Raw genomic sequence first — 18,031 nt, 5'->3', positions numbered from 1 at the left:
GATCACCGTCGCGGTGGTCGGACCGTCCCTCGTGGACGGCCGGCCACCGCGTCCGTTTGTGATCAGCCGGCCAGCGGAGGGGAGCCACGCGGGGACGGCACCGGTGGCCGGGGCGGGTTAGGATCACGCGCTTTGCACCCCTGACTTGGAGCTAACTGATGTCTCAGCCGCCGGCCACCCCGTACGGCCCGCCGCACGATTCCCCCAACCCGCCGCAGCAGCCCGGCCAGCCGCAGCAGCCGGACCAGCCGCAGCAGCCCGGTGGTTGGCCGCCGCCGCCGCAGCAGGGGTTCCCGCCCGCGCAGCCGGGTCAGCCGTACGGCGCTCCCGGCCAGTTCGCCGGTCCGCCGCCGGCGAAGAAGTCGAACGTCGGCAAGATCGTGCTGATCGTGCTGGCCTCGCTGCTGGTGCTCTGCCTGGGCGGCGCGGCGATCGCCTGGTTCACCCTCAAGGACGACGTGGGCGACGCCGTCGAGGCCGCCAACACCCGGGTGGTTGCGCCGGCCACCCTCGCCGGCCGGCCGAAGAACACCACCCCGGAGTTGCAGGCGGCCGCCGAGGCGATGGTCACTGAGCTGAAGTCGACCGCGCAGAACGAGACCAGTGCCGTCGGTGGCTTCTACGGCGACCCGGCCAAGCAGGATCTCGTCATGATGGTCGCCGCCTCGGGGATCTGGGCCGACCCGGACAAGGAACTGGACGACGCGGAGACCGGCATGAAGGGCGACCTGAGCCTGACCGGCATGGCGGCGGTCGAGGCGGGTCCGCTCGGTGGCAAGGCGCGCTGCGGCGCGGGCACGACAAATGGCGTGCCGCTCGGCGTCTGCATCTGGGCCGACCGGGGCAGCGTGGGCGCGGTGGTCATGTACTTCAAGTCCGCCGACGAGGCGAAGGCCGAGTTCGTCACGATCCGCGGTCAGATCGAACAGCGTTCCTGACCGGTACGTGACCGAGGCCCCGGCCACCTTCGGGTGGTCGGGGCCTCGTGCCGTGTATCGGTGCTCAGGCCGGGTCGCCCGCCGCGGCCCGCGCCGACGTCGCCGCCCGCTCGGGCGCGCTGCGCAGGACGCAGAACTCGTTGCCCTCCGGGTCGGCCAGCACCACCCAGCCGCTGCCGTCCGCTCGGGTCCGGTCGTCGACAAGCGTCGCGCCGATACCGAGCAGCCGCGTGACCTCCTCGTCCCGGGTCCGGTCGGCGGGTTGCAGGTCGAGGTGCAGCCGGTTCTTCACCGTCCTGCCCTCGGGCACGGCGAGGAACAGCACCTCCGGGCCGCCCGGGGGCAGGAGCATCGCCTCCGGGTCACCCGGGAAGTCGTCAGGCTGCCGGGGGCAGTCGAACACCTGCGACCAGAAACCGGCCAGGGCGTACGTGTCGGAACAGTCGATGCTGATGTTGTGGATCGTCGAACTCACGGATGTTCCCTCCGAAATGGGATGGGACGCTCCGCCTCGGGGAGTCAGCCTTCGCAGACCCGGGGCGCGGAGTCGTGGTTGGTGGACATCGACGCACCCCCTTCCCTCTCGAGCTGACCACGCGATCTTGCCATCGGCCGAGCGGGCACGCAACCCGGTTCAGCCGACGGTCGACACCGAGCCGTTGACCGCCGGGGCGTCGGCCGAGGGCAGCGTGACAGTGACCTCCAGGCCACCGCCGGGCTGCGCGATCACCCGTACCGTGCCGCCGTGCGCCGTGCAGACCGCGCGGACGATGGACAGGCCGAGGCCGGAGCCGCGGGCGCCGGTGCGTTCCCGGCCGCCACGCCGGAACGGCTCGAACAGCCCCGGCACGTCGGCCTGGTCCACCTCGAACCCCGTGTTGCCGACCACCAGCCAGGACCGGTGACCGTCGGTGCCGGTACGCACCCAGAGCCGGCCGTGCAGGTGGTTGTAGCGAACCGCGTTCTCGATCAGGTTGCCGGCCAGCCGGTCCAGCAGCCCCGGGTCGCCCACGACCGGCGCGGACTCCAGTGACGTCTGCACCCGCAGGCCGATCCGCTCCACCTCGCGGCGCATCGCCGACAACGCGTTCGCGGTGCCCGCCGAGAGGTCACACTCGGTGCGCCGGCCCAGCTGCCGCCCGGCCTGCGCCTCGCTGCGGGCCAACACCAGCAGCGCGTCCACCAGGCCGTTGGCCCGCTCGGACGCGTCCCGGACCACTGTCGCCATCCGGCGGTACTCCGCGGCATCCGCGTCGTCGTCGCTGAGCGTCACCTCGATCTCGGTACGCATCACGGCCAGCGGGGTCCGCAGCTCGTGCGAGGCGTTCGCCACGAAACGCTTCTGCGCCTCGAACGCGGAGGCGATCCGGTCCAGCATGGCGTCGAACGTCTTGGCCAGCTCGGCCACCTCGTCGTCGGCGCCCGAGTAGCCGATCCGCTGGTCCAGGGTGGCCTCGCCGAGGCGCTGCGCGGTCGCGGTGACCTGGTGCAGTGGGCGCAGCGCCCGACCCGCCACCGCGTACGCGCCGGCCACCCCGACCACACTGATCGCCAGGAGCGCGACCAGGCCCTTGGCCAGCAACTCCCCGGACGCGGCGTCGACGAGTCGCCGCTGCCACTCGGCCGCGTCCATCCGCCCGCCGTCGGAGAGCAGCACCGTAGTGCCGGGCAGCAGCTCGTCGGTGGGGCGCAGCGCGTCGCGGACCAGCAGCCAGGCCAGCAGCACCAGGACCGCGCCCGCGCCGACCAGCAGCACGCCGTTGAGCAGCGTCAGCCGCAACCGCAGGGTGGGCCGCACCCGGCGGCTCATGCGCCCACCTCGGCCGTGCGGTAGCCCGCGCCCACCACGGTCTCGATCAGCGGCGGGTCACCGAGCTTCCTGCGCAGCGTCATCACGGTGACCCGGACGATGGTGGTGAACGGGTCGGTGTTCGCGTCCCAGACCCGTTCCAGCAGCTCCTCACTGGAAACCACCGCGCCGCGCGCCTTGAGCAGCTCGCTGAGCACCCCGAACTCCTTGTTGGTCAGGTCGACCGGCACCCCGGCGCGGGTGGCCACCCGGCGGGCCGGGTCGAGCACCAGGTCGGCCAGTTCGAGCACCGGCGGCGCGGCCGGGGTGGCCCGCCGGCCCAGCGCCTGCACCCGGGCGACCAACTCGTCGAACGCGAACGGTTTGGACAGGTAGTCGTCCGCGCCGATCTGCAACCCCTCCACCCGGTCGGCCACGGTGCCGCTCGCGGTGAGCATCAGCACCCGGGTCAGTGCGCCGGAGGCGGCCAGGTCCGCGCAGATCTGGTCACCGTGCACGCCGGGCAGGTCGCGGTCGAGCACCACCACGTCGTACCGGGTGACGAACGCCGCCTCGTGGCCGGCGTCGCCGTCGTACGCCACGTCGACAGCCATCCCCCGCTTGCGCAACCCGCGCGCGATCGCGTCGGCGAGGTTGCGCTCGTCCTCCACCACCAGTACCCGCATTCCGGCCTCCTCGCTGCTGACCACCGACAACCTAGTGCCAGCCGACAACCATCGTCCCTCGCCGCCCGCCCGGGCGAACCGGTGGTCAGTCGCGCAACCGCCAGATCCGGTACGAGCCGCCGATGCCGGCGCACAGCACGTTGCCCGAGATCGCCTCGCACTCCCCGGTGGCCTCCGGCAGCACGTCCACGATGCGCGTCCGGCCGGCGCGGACGTCCACCTCCCCGACCAGCACCCCGCCGTCCGGATTCCGGCGGACGCCGAACAGCCGGCCACGGGTGTCGAGCTGGTACAGCTTCCACCGGCCCAGGTCGGCCAGCTCCCGGCCGGTCAGCGGGTCGATGACGAAGAACTGCGCCGCCGGATCGCTGCTGATCACGCTGGACAGCAGCCGGCCACCGGACGGCCAGGCCCACGACCAGCGGTCACTGCGCCAGCGCACCTCGCCGGTCGCGGGGTCGACCGCCCACAGCCCGGCGGAGCGGGTACGCAGACACAGGACGCTGCCGCAGTCCTGGACGATGTCGACCTCACCTGCCGTGATGCTCCACCGCCGGTCCAGCCGGTCCAGCCCGTAGGCGGTGATCGTCTTCGGTTCCCCACCGACGGTCAGCACCAGGCCGTCCACCGCCTGCACGTACGTGAACGGCCTGCCGCCGGGCGGGCGCAGGTCGGCGCGGGCCAGCACCGCGCCGGTCCGCGTGTCGCGTACCTCGACCGGCCCCTTCACGTCGGTGAACACCAGCCGCTCCGCCCTCTCGTCGGCGATCTGCGCGTCGACCCCGACGGTGGGTGCGGTCACCTGCCAGCGCACCGTGCCACAGCAGGGATCGACCGACCGCACGCGGACCGGCTCCACCTCGCCGTTGGACCGCAGCAGCAGGTTGCCGTCGGCCAGCTCGACGGGGCTGTCCGGCTGCTGCCAGCGGTACGCCCCGGTGGCCCGGTCCAGCGCCACGGTGAGGCTGACCCGAGGGTCCGCGCCGATCTCGTAGCCGGTGACCAGCAGCATTCCGCCCTTCGGCAGAATTCCCCAGGAGCGGGCCTGCCCGGGCAGCGGCACGTCCCAGACCGGCTCGCCGTCGGACAGCCGGAAGGCGGCGAGCCGCCACTGCGGCGCCTGGACGGTGACCGGGTTGATCACCAGGACCAGGTCGCCGTCGACGAGCATGTCGGCGCCGGCCTGGGCGGGAACCGTCACCACTGTCCTCCCCGGCGGTGGCGGGGCGGCGGCGACGACTGTGGCCAGCAGGAACAGCAGGACCAGCACGCAGCGCAGCGGCCGGCCGTGGGCGCGGGGTGGGCGGGGCAACGACGCGGCGTCCGGCTCCGGGCCGTGCCGCAGCTCGCCAAGGTCGATCATCGAGCCGGTCACCGCGGCATCCGGAACAGCCGGTACGAGCCGTCCACCGACTGGCAGAGCAGGAGGCCGACGACCGCCTGGCAGTTTCCGGCGACGTCCGCGAGCACGTCCAGCACGCGCGCCTCCCCGACGCGGACGTCCAAGTCCGCGACGACCATCCCGCCGTCCGGGTGCGGACGCATACCGACAAGCGGGCCCTCGAGGTCGAACTGGGCCAGCTCCCACCGGCCCAGGTCGGCCAGCTTCCGGCCGGTCAGCGGATCGAGCACGACGAACTGCTGGGCCGTGGCGCGCGCGTTGCTCGTCGGGATGGCCACCACCCGTCCGTCGTAGGGGAAGACCCACGCCCAGCCGTCGCTGCGCCAGCGCACCTGGCCGGTCGCGGGATCGACGCCCCACAGCCCGCCCCCGTGTCGCTGCGGACACAGGACGGGACCACAGTCGTCGACGAAGTCGATCCGCTCGGTGGTGGCGGTGCTCCAGCGCTGGTCCAGCCGGTCCAGCCCGTAGGCGGTGACCGTGGGCGGCACCGGGCGGGTGACCAGCAGGAGGTCGTTCACCACCTGTACGGTCTCGAACGACCCGCCGTCGGGTGGGCGCAGGTCGGCCCGGGCCAGCTCCGTGCCGGTGATCGCGTCGTGCACTTCGGTGAACCCGTTCCTGCGGTGCAGGATCACCCGGTCCACTCCGCTTGCGTGGTGCCGGAGGCTGACGTAATCGGCGGCGTCGGGCAGCTGCCAGCGCGCGGTGCCGCAACAGGCATCGACCGCGCGCAGGCTGACCGGCTCCTTGTCGGCGCCGGACTGCAGCAACACGTTGCCGTCGGCCAGCGGGTCGGGGCGGCCCGGCTGCTGCCAGCGATACGCCCCGGTCTTCCGGTCGAACGCCAGGGTCAGGATGCTCCCCTCAGGCGGCAGCGCCTCGTGGACAGTGACCAGCAGGGTCCCGCCCGCCACCATGATCCCCCAGTTGCGGCCCCGCACCGGCACCGCGCTCTGCCAGAGCAACCTGCCGTCGGGCAACCGGAAGGCGCTCATCCGCCGCCGCGTCGGCTGCTCCGGGTCGGGGTCGAGCACCACGAACAGGTCGGCGGTGAGCAGCGTCTCGGCGGCGAGCTGCGCGGGCAGCGTCACCGCGGCCGGGCGGCGCGGCGGCACGGCGGCGGAGACGAGCGTGGCCAGCACGAGCAGCAGGACCAGCGCGCAGCGCACCGGCCGACCGGTCGCGCGGGGCGGACGGGGCAGCGGGTCCGGGTCCGGGTCCGGGTCCGGACCGTGCCGCAGCTCACCGAGGTCGATCACCGGGCCGGTCACTGTCGCAACCGCCACAGCGCGGTCGAGCCGTCGAGACGCTGGCAGAGCAGGACCGGTAGCGACGCCTGGCAATCGCCCGCGATGTCCGGCAGCACGTCGAGGATCCGCGCCCGGCCGGCCGCCAGGTCCAGTTCGGCGACGACCAGTCGGCCGTCGTCGCCGTGCCGCAGCCCGACCAGCGGATCGTTCAGCCGGAGCACCGGCAGCAGGTCCCAGTCGCCCAGCTCGGTGCGCGTCCGCCCGGTCGCCGCGTCGCGCACCGCGTACCGCCGGCCGGAGCCGGCCATCAGCAGCCGGTCGCCGCGCACGTCGGCAAGCAGCTCCCGGCCCGGGTCCGACCAGCGCACCGCGCCGGTGGCCGGATCGAGGACCTGGAGGCTCCCGTCCTGCCCCGACACGCAGAGCAGGTCGGCACAACCGACCACGAAGGACACCGGGGACACCTGGGCCGTCCACCGGTGCTCCAGCCCGGCCAGCCCGTAGGCCACCACCATCGGGACATCCCCGGGTGTGAGGAGCAGCAGCAGGTCGTCGACGACCTGGACCCGCTGGAACGCCGTTGGGTCGCCGGGCAGCGTGTCCACGCTGCGCAGCAGGCGACCGCTGTCGGCGTCGTGCACCTGGACCTCGCCGGTGGGCTGCGCCAGCACGAACCTGTCGACCCGACCGTCGATCACGTGGTAGCCGGGGCCGGAGGGCGACAGCAGGGGCACCGACCAGAGCACCCGGCCGGTATCGGGCTCGATCCGGCTCATCCTGTCCTTCCCGTTCTGGCGGACGTCCGTCAGCAGCAGCCCGCCGTCGGCGATCGGCACGGGGGCACCCCCGTGCCGCCACAGCTACTGGCCCGTCTCGGCGTCGAAGGCGGTGGTCTCGATCACCCCTTCCTCGGCATCGACACTCGTGGCGAGCACCAGCCCCCGCTTGTCCGCCCGCGACGCCGGCACCACGGTCAGCGTCCGTCGCGGCTGCGGTGTCGCGCCGGCCAGCAGCACCAGGGTGAGCAGCAGCACGGCGGTGCCGCGCACCGGGCGGCTGGCGGCGGGTGGCCGGCGGACCGGCGGTCGACTCGTCCCCGATCTCACCCAGCTCGATGATCGACAATGACCGCCCCTCCGTGCTCGCGCCGTGCTGGCCGTCGGGTGACGTCCGGCAAACCGACCGTGAGCGCACCGGGCCGGCAAAAGCGACGGACCCGCGCCTGTACGATGGCGCGTCGTGGCTGTGCCGGTGGTAGACCCTTCGCTGAATCCCGTAACCGATGCCGACCCGGCCGAGGTCGAGCCGACACGGCGGCCCCGACGCCGCCCGGCCCGCTCCGACCTGTTGGCTCTCGGAGCCTATGTGCTGCTGGGCATCTTCGTCTGCCTCAACTACTGGGGTGACGTCACCGGCCGGGTCTCCTCGCACCTGCCCACCGACCACAGTTGGTTCGAGTGGTTGTTCGCCCACGGCGCGTACTCGCTGCGGCACCTGGAGAACCCGCTCTTCACCGCCCGGCAGAACGCCCCGGACGGGGTGAACATGATGGCCAACACCTCGCTGCTCGGGGTGACCCTGCCGCTGGCCCCGCTGACCATGCTGCTCGGCCCCCAGGTGATGTACGCGCTCTACCTGGGCGCGGCGCTGGCGGCCACCGCCGGCACCGGCTACTGGATGCTCTCCCGCCACCTGGTGCGTTCCCGGGCGGCGGCCTTCGTCGGCGGCGCGTTCCTCGGCTTCGCGCCGGGAATCATCCACCACGCCAACGGTCAGCCCAACTTCGTGTCCAACTTCCTGTTGCCGCTGATCGTGGTGCGGGTGCTGCGCCTCGCCGAGCCGGGCAGGTGGCGGCGCAACGGGTTGGTGCTCGGCGCGCTGGTGACGTACCAGATCTTCATCAACGAGGAGATGCTGCTGCTCACGGCGCTGGCCTGCCTGGTCGTCGTGCTGGCGTACGCCGTGCAGCGGCCGCGCGCCGCCCGGGCCGCCGCCGGCACGTCCGCGGCCGGGCTGGGGGTCGCCGGCGGGCTGGCCCTGGTGCTCGCGGCGTACCCGATCTGGTTCCAGTTCAACGGCCCGCAGTCCTACCGGGGGTTGCAGGGTGGCGTCTTCCACAACTGGGGCGAGGACCTGATGGCCTTCGTCACCTTCGCCCGGGACACCTGGGCCGGTGACCCGGCGGTGGAGCAGACGATCGGGCTGACCGAGCAGAACACCTGGTTCGGCTGGCCGCTGGTGCTGCTGTCGCTGGTGTCCCTGGTGCTGCTCGTGCGCCGGTCGCTCGTCACGCGGATCGTCGCGGTGCTGATCGTGGTGTTCACCGTGGCCGCGATCGGGCCGATGGTGCGCTTCGACGGTGTGGAGACCACCGTGCGTGGCCCGTGGTCGTACGTGCCGGACGACCTGCCGCTCGTCGAGATGATGATGCCGACCCGCCTGACGCTCGTGGTCGCCGCCGCGGTGGGCGTACTGCTGGCGTTGACCTGGGACGCCGCGCACCGCCAGGGGCGCGCGGTGGCCGACCCGGTGCGGGTGCCGGCCCAGCGCGTCGACGAGCCGACCCCGGCCACGTCCGGCGACCCGGCCGCACCCGCGCCGGTCGCGGCGCGCCGTCGGTGGCTGCGCCCGGTGGGGTACGCGGCGGTCACCCTCGCCGTGCTGCCACTGCTGCCGCGACCGCTGCCCGCCCAGCAGATCGACCCGCCGCCGCACTTCATCACGGCGGGCGGCTGGCGGCCGTACGTGCCGGCGGGCCGGACCCTGGTGCCGGTGCCGATCCCGAGCAACGTGCACGGCCTGCCGACGCTGCGCTGGAGTGCGCTGACCGGGCAGGAGTTCCCCGTCCCGGGCGGCTACTTCATCGGGCCGAACGAGCTGGGCGAGGGTGTCTTCGGCGCGCCGAACCGGCCCACCAGCACCCTCGTCTACTCCACCATGGACAAGAACGCGGTACCGGTGCTCACCGAGGAGAACCGCCGCCAGGCCGTCGAGGATCTGCGGTTCTGGCGGGCGTCGGTGGTGGTGCTCGGGGCGCACCCCCGCGAGGCGGTGCTGCGTGAGCTGGTCACCGGCCTGATCGGGCCGCCGCAGCGGGTCGACGACGTCTGGGTGTGGGACGTCCGCGCCCTGGTGGGCTGACTAACCGACGCGGTCCCGGACGTCCCACACCCACCCACCGTCGACCGGTCGACCCGGGCCGAGCAGATCGTCGACGGTCCGGCGGACCGGGTCACCATGGTCCAGCCGGCCGAGCACGACAAGCGCGGCACGCCAGTGCCGCAGGTCCTCGACGGCCTGGTCGCGGTCGGCGTCGCCGAGCACCGGCACGGTGCCGGACTCGGCCACCCGACGTAACAGCACCGACGTGGGCCGGTCCGGTGCACCCCAGCGGGCCGCCGGGTCGTCCGGGCCGCTCGGACCGATGAAGTAACCACCGGGCGCGGGGAACGCCAGACCGGTACGCGCCGACCAGAGCATCACCGCGCTGCGTCCGGCACCGGTGACCGGGGGCACCCCGACCACGGTCCGGCCGGGCGGCACCAGCGGACGCCAGCCGCCGTCGGCGACGAACGCCGGCACCGGCGCGACCGGCACCACCCGGATCGGCGTCGGGACCAGAGGCAGCAACGCGGCGGCGACCGCGCCGGCCCACAGCAACCGCACCGGCAGGCCCGACGCCGCCGCCGGCCCGCGCGCGCCGCGGACCCGGTCCAGGGAGAGCGCCACCAACACACCCAGCACCGGTACGCAGATCAGCGCGAACCGGGCCGGCACGGCGAGGTCCAACAGCGGCAGCCCGGCGACCAGCCGGTACGGCCCCGGGATGCCGGTCGCCGTGCCGTCCACCCGCACCTCGGTGCCGAGCGACAGCAGGGCGAAGAGCAGGCCACAGCCGCCCAGTGCCCGGACCAGTGGCCGGCGCCACTGCCAGATCACGATCACCACGGCGAGCACCAACAACCCCGGGCCGAAGAACGAGTTCTCCTCGGTCGGGTTCGGCGACAGCAACCCCGGCAACCAGTCGTCGCCGAGGACGGTCTGCCGGGCCGACGCGGTGAACGACGCGGCGTCCAACTGGAAGCCGTGCGTGTCGAACGCCATTCCCGAGTAGTGCTGCGGGCCGTGGAACTGGAACCACAGCGGGTACGCCAACAGCACCGCCGCCACCCCGGCCGCCACCGCGAGCCGGCCGAAGAGGGCCGGTGCGAGCCGTCGGGCGGCCTCGGTGTCGGCGAGCGCGTAGCCCAGCGCGAACACACCGGCCGCGAGCGCCAGGAAGACCAGCACCTCCTCACCGACGAAGACCTGCCAGACGAGCAGCAGCCCGAGGCCCACACCGGGCCGCCACACACCGTGGCGCGCCTTGTCGGAGAGGGGCCGGAACACCAGGGCGAGGATGGCGGGCACCAGGAACTGTGCGGCGATGTGCAGGTGGGCGCTCGCCTGGGCGATCATGCCCGGGGCGAAGCCGCAGACCAGCCCGCCGACCGCGGCCGCGGCCCGGCTGGTGACCAGCCGGCGGCGCAGGAGCGCGTACCAGGCGGCGGCGGTGCCGGCCAGGCAGCAGACGACCGCCACGCAGAACGCCACCTGCGACCCGAAGAGCAGGGTGACCGGGGTCAGCGGTACTCCCAGGCCGAGCACCGAGGTGTTCGCCATCAGGTTGACCCCGTCCGGCGCGTTCAACCCGGCGCTGTGGAGCGGGTTCTCCGCCGCGACGACGGCATGCGCCGCGTGGGCCAACATCCACTCGAAGAGGATCTGGTCACCCGCCTGGTGGAACAGCCGCCACGGATGACCCCACTGGGCGCTTGTCAGCACCACCGCCAGGCCCAGATAGCCGGCCACCACCAGCACGTCGCGCAGCCGTGCCGACCGGGACGTGCTGGCCGCCGGGGGCGACGTGGTCTCCGACGTCGTCCCGGTGGTCATCACACCGAACGGTCGGTGAGCGTCCGGACGTCCCAGACCCAGACGTCCAACTCCTGGCGGCCCGGGCCGACCAGCTCCTCGACCGTCCGCCGCAACGGCTCGGCGTTCTGTTGCCGCACCGGCAGCACCAGGATCGCCGCCCGCCAGTGCCGCAGCTCGTCGGTGAAGCGGCGACGCTGCCGATCGTCCAGCTTCGGCGTACGACCGGTGGTCGCCACCTCCTCCAGCATCTGGCCCACGCCGCTGGGCCGGCCGCCGAACCGGCCCGCGTCACCGGTGTTGCCGTTTCGCGGTGCGAGGAAGTAGCCGCCGGGGATCTTGAAGTCGAGGTTGGTGGCCGCCGCCCAGCGCATGCCGTGCGTGTTGCCCATGCTGGGCACCGGGATCGGCACCAGTGTCTGGTCCGGTCCGACGTACGCCCGCCACCGGTCCGCGGTGATGAAGTCCGGCACCGGCGGCCGAGACACCATCCGCAGCGGCATCGGGGCGATCGGCAGCAGCGCGAACGCCAGACCGGCGGCGGTGAGCGTCCGCACGGTACGCCTGTCGACCGGACGCAACGCCCAGGCCCGCTCGACGGCGAGCGCGAGCAGCAGACCGATCACCACACTGGTGATCAGACCGAACCGGGTCGGCACCACCGCGTCCAGCAGCGGCAGGTGGACCAGCCACTGCCACGGCCCGGTGACCACGTCCCGGTCCCACCAGGAGACCCGCTCGCCGAGCGACAGCACGGCGAAGAGCAGGCCCGTCGCCGCGAGCGCCCGAACGATCAACTCCCGGCGCAGCCAGACCACGATGCCGATGGCGATCATGGACAGGCTCCAGCCGAAGAAGGCGTTCTCCTCGGAGTAGTTCGGTGCCAGATTGATGTTGGCGCGCTGGTTGCCGCCGAGGGTGGGCGACCCCGGGGCGAAGAAGGCGGCGATGTCGTTGCCGTAGTCCTTCACCGCGTCGCTGAGACCGTGGTAGGCCATCGGCCCGGCGAACTGCACGTACAGGGGGTACGCCAGCAGCGCCCCGGCAAGCAGCGCGCAGGTCACCACACCGGCGCCCAGGGGCCGCCACGCCGCCCGCCAGCGGGCCGGCTCCTGCACGAGCACCGCCAGCAGGAAGACGCCGCACGCCAGCGCCGTGAAGAGCAGGATCTCCTCGTTGATGAACGCCTGCACGGCGACCAGCAGGGCGAGCAGCGCGCCGTCGCGGACCGGCTTCCGGGAACGGGTCAGCACCAGCACCCGCCAGACGATGAACGGCAGCAGGAACTGGCTGATGATGTTCGGATGCCAACTGGCGTGCGAGAGCATCGCGGGCGAGAACCCGCAGAACCAGCCGCCGACCGCCGCCGCGAGCGGGACCCGCACCACGTGGCGGGAGAGCATCAGGTACCAACCCATGGCGGTGCCGGCGAGGCCGAGCGTCACCAGCACCACGAAGGAGACCGCCGGCCCGAACAGCAGCGTCACCGGGACCATCGGAATGCCCAACGCCAGCACCGCCGTGTTGGCCATCAGGTTGACGCCGTCGGGATAGTTGAACTGCTCGGTATAGAACGGATACTCGCCGTGCAGCACCACGCGTACCGAGTGGGCGAGGAAGAACTGCACCTGGGCCGGATCACCGGTGTAGAGCGAAGCCACCCGGCCGGACGGGTCCAGCCAGATCCGGCTGGTCACCCACACCGCGGCGAGCAGGAACAGGCCGCCCACCGCCAGGTGCTGCCGCCGCCGGGTCCACCGACGCCACCAGGCCCGCGCCGGTACGGCTGCCGCGTCCTCGGCCGGAGCGGGAGCGGCGGCCTCCGCCGGAGCGGGAGCGGCGGCCTCGGCCGGAGCGGGAGCGGGAGCGGCGGGAGCCGGCACGGCGCTCTCGGCGGGAGCCGGCGCAGCGCTTGCGGCGGGAGCCGGCGCAGCGGCCTCGGCGGGGGTGGCGAGCGTGGGGCCGGTGGCGCGCTGGGCCTGGGTCGACGCGGTGGAGGTGCTGGTCAGCGCGGCGGGGCCAACGAAGAGACCGACCGGAGTGCGATAGCTCACCATCTCGTCGGAGCCGGCTGCCGACTCCGGGCGCGGCGCGGGCAGGGCGCGGGACTCGGCAGGCGTCACAGTAGGCGGAGTCTACCGGAGCTAGGAAAACCCACTACAGCCCCGGTGATGTCCACTGTGGCCGCTCCGGCGACGGCCACCGGAGGTCCCGCATCGGACATCTCGTACTATGGCGCTTTCCGACAGCGACGGCGAGGCGATCGGGGGCGGGCCAGGTGACTCCAGGCCGTCGGTACGGCAGGGCGGTTCCCGTCCTGCTGAGCGCACTGCTGGCCACCACGGCGTGCGGTCCGATAGCCGATCGGAAGCCAGCGACCCTGCGGGTCGGGTACGACAGCCTGGACGGCACGCTGGCCGTGTGGCCGCCGCGCGGCGACCTCTCCCGGGACACCACGGCGACGGCGGCGGTCACCGACGCCGTCCGCGACTGGCGGTCACCGGCCGATGACCGTGCGCACCTGCCCTCGTCCGGCATTCTCTTCTCCGGCCGGGTCGACGGCGCCCCGGTGGCGATCGTGGCCGCCGATGTGCCCGGCGAGAGCGCCTCCTGGCTGTTGCAACTCACCCGCGACGGCGACCGGTACGCGGTGACCCGCGCCACCGAATACACCGACCCGGGCTACCTCGTCTACTCCGACGTACTGCCGATCCAGACCACCGGTGGCCGGCGCTACCTGGTCTCCGCCCGGGTGCAGACCCTGGTCGGGCCACAGGATCGGACACTGCCCGTCGCGGACGGCCTCAGCGCGCCGGTCGACGTACCGTCCTGCACGGCCGTCGGAGTGACCGCGACCCTCCGAGCCACCGAGTCGTTGCCCCGCGGGCGGGCCGCCGACCGGCTACTGGACCTGGGCACCGGCACCGTCGACCCGCGCTATCCCCTGATCCGCGACGAGTCCGGCACGGGACGACGGGCACTGACCGGCCTGGACACCTGCGTGCTGGCCGGTGACCGGGGCCCGTTCGGCAGCATTCCCCGGCGGATCGGCGACCGGGACGCGCCGCGCTCGGTGCCGACGTCCTGGCCGATGGCGAAGCTCACGGTGCGCTCGCTCGGCGAGGTCGCCCTCGGCGGAGGTGCGGCGGCGGAGCTACAGCAGCTCAGCTGGGACACCGACGCCGGCGCGATGACCGCGGTGGTCTACCGACCGGCCGACGGCGGCACGCCAGTTGTCTCGCCAGCCGACCGAGCGACCCCGTTGCAGGCGTACCAACTGCCCGTACCCGGCCAACCGCTGGTGGTGCTCAGTTGGCGGCCCACCCGGGACAGCTCCCTGTCCGTTCCACCGGGCACCCCGCTGCTGGTCGAGCGCCCCGGCCTGGCGGTGATCCCCAGCCCGACCCGCTCCCAGACCTACAGCCTGGCCAACTCCGACAAAACCCACTACCGCTCAGTAAAACCCCGCTAACCCGCCCCGCGCCCCGCGCCCCGCGCCCCGCGCCCCGCGCCCCGCGCCCCGCGCCCCGCGCCCGCCGATCTTGCACTTTCTGCCGCGACAAATACCCGCAAAGTCGCTCATTACGGCAACCGAAAGTGCAAGATCAGCTCGGTACAGGGCCGCGCAGGGCTGGGCAGCACGGCACAGCGCGAGGCAGCGGGCGGCTCCCGGAGGGGCCGCCCGCTGCGGGTGTCGCGGGGTGGTTAGTTTTGCGCGGCCGCGTCGCTGGGGGTGAGGCGGTCCGGGGTGGCGTCCAGGCCGGAGATCCAGCCGGTCACGTTGCGGGCCACGTCCTGGGCGGTCAGGCCCAGGTCGGCGAGGATCTGCGCGCGGGTGCCGTGCGGGTGCCAGTCGGCCGGTACGCCGAGGTCCTTGAGCGGCACCCGGACGTCGGCGTCCCGCATCGCCTGGCCGAGCGCGTCGCCCACCCCGCCGACCCGGACGCCGTCCTCGACACTGACCACGAGCCGGTGGCGGGCGGCCAGGTCGACCAGCTCCGCCGGAACCGGGCGCACCCAGCGGGGGTCGACGACGGTGACCCCGTAGCCCTGCTCGGCGACCCGGGCGGCGACCTCCATGCCCAACTGGCCGAAGGAGCCGACGGCGACGAGCAGCACGTCGGTGCGTGCCGACTCGGCAAGCACGTCGACCGGGCCCACCCGGCGTAGGGCCGGCAGGTCCGCGGCGACCGCGCCGGTCGGGAAGCGCACCACGGTCGGGCCGTCGTCGACGGCGACCGCCTCGCGCAACTCCTCGCGCAGGGTGGCGGCGTCGCGAGGAGCGGCGATGCGCAGCCCGGGCACCACGCCGAAGACGGACATGTCCCAGATGCCGTAGTGGCTGGGGCCGTCCGGGCCGGTGATGCCCGCCCGGTCCAGCACGAAGGTCACCGGCAGCCTGTGCATCGCCACGTCCAGCAGGACCTGGTCGAAGGCGCGGTTGAGGAAGGTGGCGTAGACGGCGACCACCGGGTGCAGGCCGCCGAGCGCCAGCCCGGCCGCCGAGGTGGCGGCGTGCTGCTCGGCGATGCCCACGTCGTACACCCGCTCGGGGTATTTGCGGGCCAGCTTGGCGATGCCGGTCGGCTCGGCCATCGCGGCGGTGATGCCCACGACGTCCGGGCGCTCGTCGGCGACGGCCAGCAGCTCGTCGGCGAAGACGTGGGTCCACTTCACCGCCGGGGCGGCAAGCAGGGCGCCGGTCTCCACGTCGAAGGCGCCGCCAGGGCCGTGCAGGCAGTCCGCCTCGTCCTCCTCGGCGGGGCGGTAACCGTACCCCTTGCGGGTGACCGCGTGCACGATCACCGGACCGCCGAAGTTCTTCGCCGCGCGCAGCGCCGACTCGACGGCCGCCACGTCGTGCCCGTCGACCGGGCCCACGTACTTGATGCCGAGGTCCTCGAACATGGCCTGCGGGGCGACCGCGTCCTTGATGCCCTTCTTGACCGCGTGCAGCACCTCGTACATCGGTCGGCCGACGAGCGGGGTGGAGCCGAGGGCGTCCTTGACCGTGTCGAGGACCTTCTCGTAGCCGGGGTTGAGCCGCAGCGAGGAGAGGTGGTCGGCCAGGCCGCCGATGGTGGGCGAGTACGACCGGCCGTTGTCGTTGACCACGATGACCAGCGAGTTGCCAGCGGTGGCGATGTTGTTCAGCGCCTCCCAGCACATGCCGCCGGTGAGCGCGCCGTCGCCGACCACTGCCACGACGCTGCGCTGCTCACCCCGCAGGGCGTACGCCTTGGCGAGGCCGTCGGCGTAGGACAACGCGGTCGAGGCGTGCGAGTTCTCGATGAGGTCGTGCTCGCTCTCCGCCTGGCTGGGATAGCCGGAGAGGCCACCGCGCTGGCGCAGCTTGTCGAAGCCGGCCTGGCGCCCGGTGAGGATCTTGTGCACGTACGCCTGGTGACCGGTGTCGAACAGGAGCCGGTCGCGAGGGGAGTCGAAGACGCGATGCATGGCCAGCGTCAGCTCGACCACACCGAGGTTGGGCCCGACGTGCCCACCGGTGCGGGAGACCTTGGCGATCAGGAAGTCCCGGATCTCGGCGGCGAGGACGTCCAGTTCCTCACCGGACATCCGCTTGACGTCCTGCGGACCGCGGACCGTGCCCAGCAGCCGGCCGTGGTTGGCCGTGTCCTCTTCAACGCTCATGACCGGAGAGTCTATCGGCCGCCCGACACTCCGCAGCCCGGGCCGCGAGCCCCGGGCCGCGCGGGTCGGCTGAGCGCCTGGTCAGAACCGGCCCGGCAGCCGCCGCGGTGGGCTGCCGGGGTACGCGGACCTCCGGTCAACGCCCGACCGGGGGCAGCAGCAGCCCGACCTGCTCGACGTGCTGCGTCATGGGGAACAGGTCGAAGCCCCGCAGCGCCGCCAGCCGCCAACCCAGCTCGGTGAAGGTGCGCACGTCCCGGGCGAAGGCCGCCGGGTCACATGCCACGTACGCGACCGCTCGCGGGCCGGCGGCGACGATGTCCCGCACGACCTGGGCGCCCGCGCCGGAGCGCGGCGGGTCGAGCACCACCACGTCAACCGGGCCGGTGATCCGTCGGCGGGTCAGCGCGGTCTCCACCCGGGCGGCGACCACCTCGATCTGGGGCAGGTCGGCCAGGTTGGCCCGGGCCGCGTCCACCCCGTCCCGGCTCGACTCGACGAGGGTGATCCGGGCGTCGCCGACCCGGCCGGCGAGGGCCGCGGCGAACAGCCCGGCACCGCCGTAGAGGTCCCAGGCGATCTCCCCCGGCTGCGGGTCCAGCAGCTCCAGCACCGCCGTGGCGAGGGTGTCCGCCGCGGCGGGGTGCACCTGCCAGAACGCGGACGCGGGCAGCGTCCAGTCGCGTCCGGCGGCCACCTCGCGCACCTCGGCCGGGCCGCGGACCGGGGTGGGCACCCCGTCACGGACCTCGGTGGCTGTCACGTCCCCGCCGGTGCTGGCGACGGTCTCCACCGCCTCGGCGGCCGGCCAGCGCTCGGTGAGCACCGGCAAGTGTTGGATGGCCGGGTGGGCGATCCGGCAGCGGTCGATCGGCACCACCTCGTGCGAACGGTGCTTGAGCAGGCCGGCCCGGTCGGCGGCGTCCACGGCGTAGCGGACCCGGGACCGCCAGCCCAGCAGACCGCCGGGCAGCGCCTCGACCCGGACGCCGAGCCGGTCCAGCTCGACGTCGGTCAACCCGCCCAGGCGGACGAGCTGTTCGCGGATCACGGCGGTCTTCCAGGCCAGTTGCGCGGCCGGGGCGACGTGCTGGAGGTCGCAGCCCCCGCAGGCGCCCGGCTTCGCGTACGGGCAGGGTGGCTCGACCCGGTCCGGGGAGGCGTCCAGCACGGTCACCGCGTCGGCCCGGACGAACCCCCGGTGCACCTCGGTGACCTCGGCGATGACCCGTTCGCCGGGCAGCGCGTGCCGGACGAAGACGACCTGCCCGTCCACCCGTGCCACGCAGTGCCCGCCGGGGGCGACCGCGTCGACGGTCAGCTCGACCTGTTCCGCCTCGGCCAGACCCCGCTCAGGCACGGACGACGAGGGCGACAGCACAGACGACGAGGGCAGA

General features: G+C 73.4%; 14 protein-coding genes. 3 read left to right on the top strand and 11 right to left on the bottom strand.

Annotated features, from left to right (window positions below; genetic code table 11):
* Window positions 1-158 precede the first annotated feature (158 nt).
* Window positions 159-938 (top strand): hypothetical protein, encoded by a 780-nt coding sequence (locus ACGFIW_RS03160; RefSeq protein ID WP_393310669.1) that lies wholly within the window; start codon window positions 159-161, stop codon window positions 936-938.
* A 64-nt stretch (window positions 939-1,002) separates the two neighbouring features.
* Here ACGFIW_RS03160 and ACGFIW_RS03155 read toward each other — a convergent pair whose 3' ends face one another.
* The 7 genes from ACGFIW_RS03155 to ACGFIW_RS03125 all read right to left on the bottom strand — a co-directional run bounded on the left by ACGFIW_RS03155 (window position 1,003) and on the right by ACGFIW_RS03125 (window position 7,174).
* A complete protein-coding gene (locus ACGFIW_RS03155) occupies window positions 1,003-1,413 on the bottom strand; it encodes a VOC family protein (RefSeq protein ID WP_393310668.1) in 411 nt (136 codons plus the stop codon).
* Between the two features lie 159 nt (window positions 1,414-1,572).
* Window positions 1,573-2,748, bottom strand: coding sequence for a sensor histidine kinase (locus tag ACGFIW_RS03150; protein ID WP_393310667.1), 1,176 nt, complete (start codon window positions 2,746-2,748; stop codon window positions 1,573-1,575).
* Window positions 2,745-3,413 (bottom strand): response regulator transcription factor, encoded by a 669-nt coding sequence (locus ACGFIW_RS03145; protein ID WP_393310666.1) that lies wholly within the window; start codon window positions 3,411-3,413, stop codon window positions 2,745-2,747. Before ACGFIW_RS03145 ends, ACGFIW_RS03150 begins: the two co-directional genes overlap by 4 nt.
* A gap of 85 nt (window positions 3,414-3,498) precedes the next feature.
* On the bottom strand, window positions 3,499-4,788 hold the full coding sequence (locus tag ACGFIW_RS03140) for a PQQ-binding-like beta-propeller repeat protein (protein ID WP_393310665.1): 1,290 nt from the start codon (window positions 4,786-4,788) through the stop codon (window positions 3,499-3,501).
* Window positions 4,785-6,089, bottom strand: coding sequence for a PQQ-binding-like beta-propeller repeat protein (locus ACGFIW_RS03135; RefSeq protein ID WP_393310664.1), 1,305 nt, complete (start codon window positions 6,087-6,089; stop codon window positions 4,785-4,787). Before ACGFIW_RS03135 ends, ACGFIW_RS03140 begins: the two co-directional genes overlap by 4 nt.
* Entirely contained in the window at window positions 6,086-6,904 is an 819-nt protein-coding gene (locus ACGFIW_RS03130; protein WP_393310663.1) for a PQQ-binding-like beta-propeller repeat protein, read from the bottom strand. Before ACGFIW_RS03130 ends, ACGFIW_RS03135 begins: the two co-directional genes overlap by 4 nt.
* Window positions 6,905-6,928: 24 nt before the next feature.
* Complete coding sequence (locus ACGFIW_RS03125) at window positions 6,929-7,174, bottom strand: hypothetical protein (protein ID WP_393310662.1); 246 nt, start codon at window positions 7,172-7,174, stop codon at window positions 6,929-6,931.
* Between the two features lie 133 nt (window positions 7,175-7,307).
* Between ACGFIW_RS03125 and ACGFIW_RS03120 the strand changes: the two genes are divergently transcribed.
* Window positions 7,308-9,209: a hypothetical protein gene (locus ACGFIW_RS03120; RefSeq protein ID WP_393310661.1), complete on the top strand. Its 1,902-nt coding sequence runs from the start codon at window positions 7,308-7,310 to the stop codon at window positions 9,207-9,209.
* On the opposite strand, the gene ACGFIW_RS03115 is transcribed toward ACGFIW_RS03120, so the two are convergent.
* Both ACGFIW_RS03115 and ACGFIW_RS03110 read right to left on the bottom strand, forming a co-directional pair.
* Entirely contained in the window at window positions 9,210-11,003 is a 1,794-nt protein-coding gene (locus ACGFIW_RS03115) for a hypothetical protein (protein WP_393310660.1), read from the bottom strand.
* Window positions 11,003-13,105: a hypothetical protein gene (locus ACGFIW_RS03110; RefSeq protein ID WP_393310659.1), complete on the bottom strand. Its 2,103-nt coding sequence runs from the start codon at window positions 13,103-13,105 to the stop codon at window positions 11,003-11,005. Before ACGFIW_RS03110 ends, ACGFIW_RS03115 begins: the two co-directional genes overlap by 1 nt.
* A gap of 155 nt (window positions 13,106-13,260) precedes the next feature.
* Here ACGFIW_RS03110 and ACGFIW_RS03105 point away from each other — a divergent pair, with 155 nt between their 5' ends.
* Window positions 13,261-14,454, top strand: a complete 1,194-nt coding sequence (locus ACGFIW_RS03105) for a hypothetical protein (protein WP_393310658.1) — start codon at window positions 13,261-13,263, stop codon at window positions 14,452-14,454.
* 233 nt (window positions 14,455-14,687) lie between these two features.
* Here ACGFIW_RS03105 and dxs read toward each other — a convergent pair whose 3' ends face one another.
* Both dxs and ACGFIW_RS03095 read right to left on the bottom strand, forming a co-directional pair.
* Complete coding sequence (gene dxs, locus ACGFIW_RS03100; RefSeq protein ID WP_393310657.1) at window positions 14,688-16,634, bottom strand: 1-deoxy-D-xylulose-5-phosphate synthase; 1,947 nt, start codon at window positions 16,632-16,634, stop codon at window positions 14,688-14,690.
* A 136-nt stretch (window positions 16,635-16,770) separates the two neighbouring features.
* On the bottom strand, window positions 16,771-17,994 hold the full coding sequence (locus tag ACGFIW_RS03095; protein WP_393310656.1) for a class I SAM-dependent RNA methyltransferase: 1,224 nt from the start codon (window positions 17,992-17,994) through the stop codon (window positions 16,771-16,773).
* Between the last annotated feature and the right edge of the window lie 37 nt (window positions 17,995-18,031).

It is taken from the genome of Micromonospora sp. NPDC048935, from assembly GCF_043197875.1.
In the GTDB taxonomy this organism is placed as follows: Bacteria; Actinomycetota; Actinomycetes; order Mycobacteriales; family Micromonosporaceae; genus Micromonospora.
Note: the sequence above shows the minus strand (reverse complement) of the source record. Positions and strands in the feature narration are given on the sequence as shown.

Excerpts from the sequence above, each read along its gene's own strand:
- ACGFIW_RS03160 (WP_393310669.1), top strand. The coding sequence starts at position 159 with ATGTCTCAGCCGCCGGCCACCCCGTACGGCCCGCCGCACGATTCCCCC.
- ACGFIW_RS03145 (WP_393310666.1), bottom strand. The coding sequence starts at position 3,413 with ATGCGGGTACTGGTGGTGGAGGACGAGCGCAACCTCGCCGACGCGATC.
- dxs (WP_393310657.1), bottom strand. The coding sequence starts at position 16,634 with ATGAGCGTTGAAGAGGACACGGCCAACCACGGCCGGCTGCTGGGCACG.
- ACGFIW_RS03115 (WP_393310660.1), bottom strand. The coding sequence starts at position 11,003 with ATGACCACCGGGACGACGTCGGAGACCACGTCGCCCCCGGCGGCCAGC.
- ACGFIW_RS03150 (WP_393310667.1), bottom strand. The coding sequence starts at position 2,748 with ATGAGCCGCCGGGTGCGGCCCACCCTGCGGTTGCGGCTGACGCTGCTC.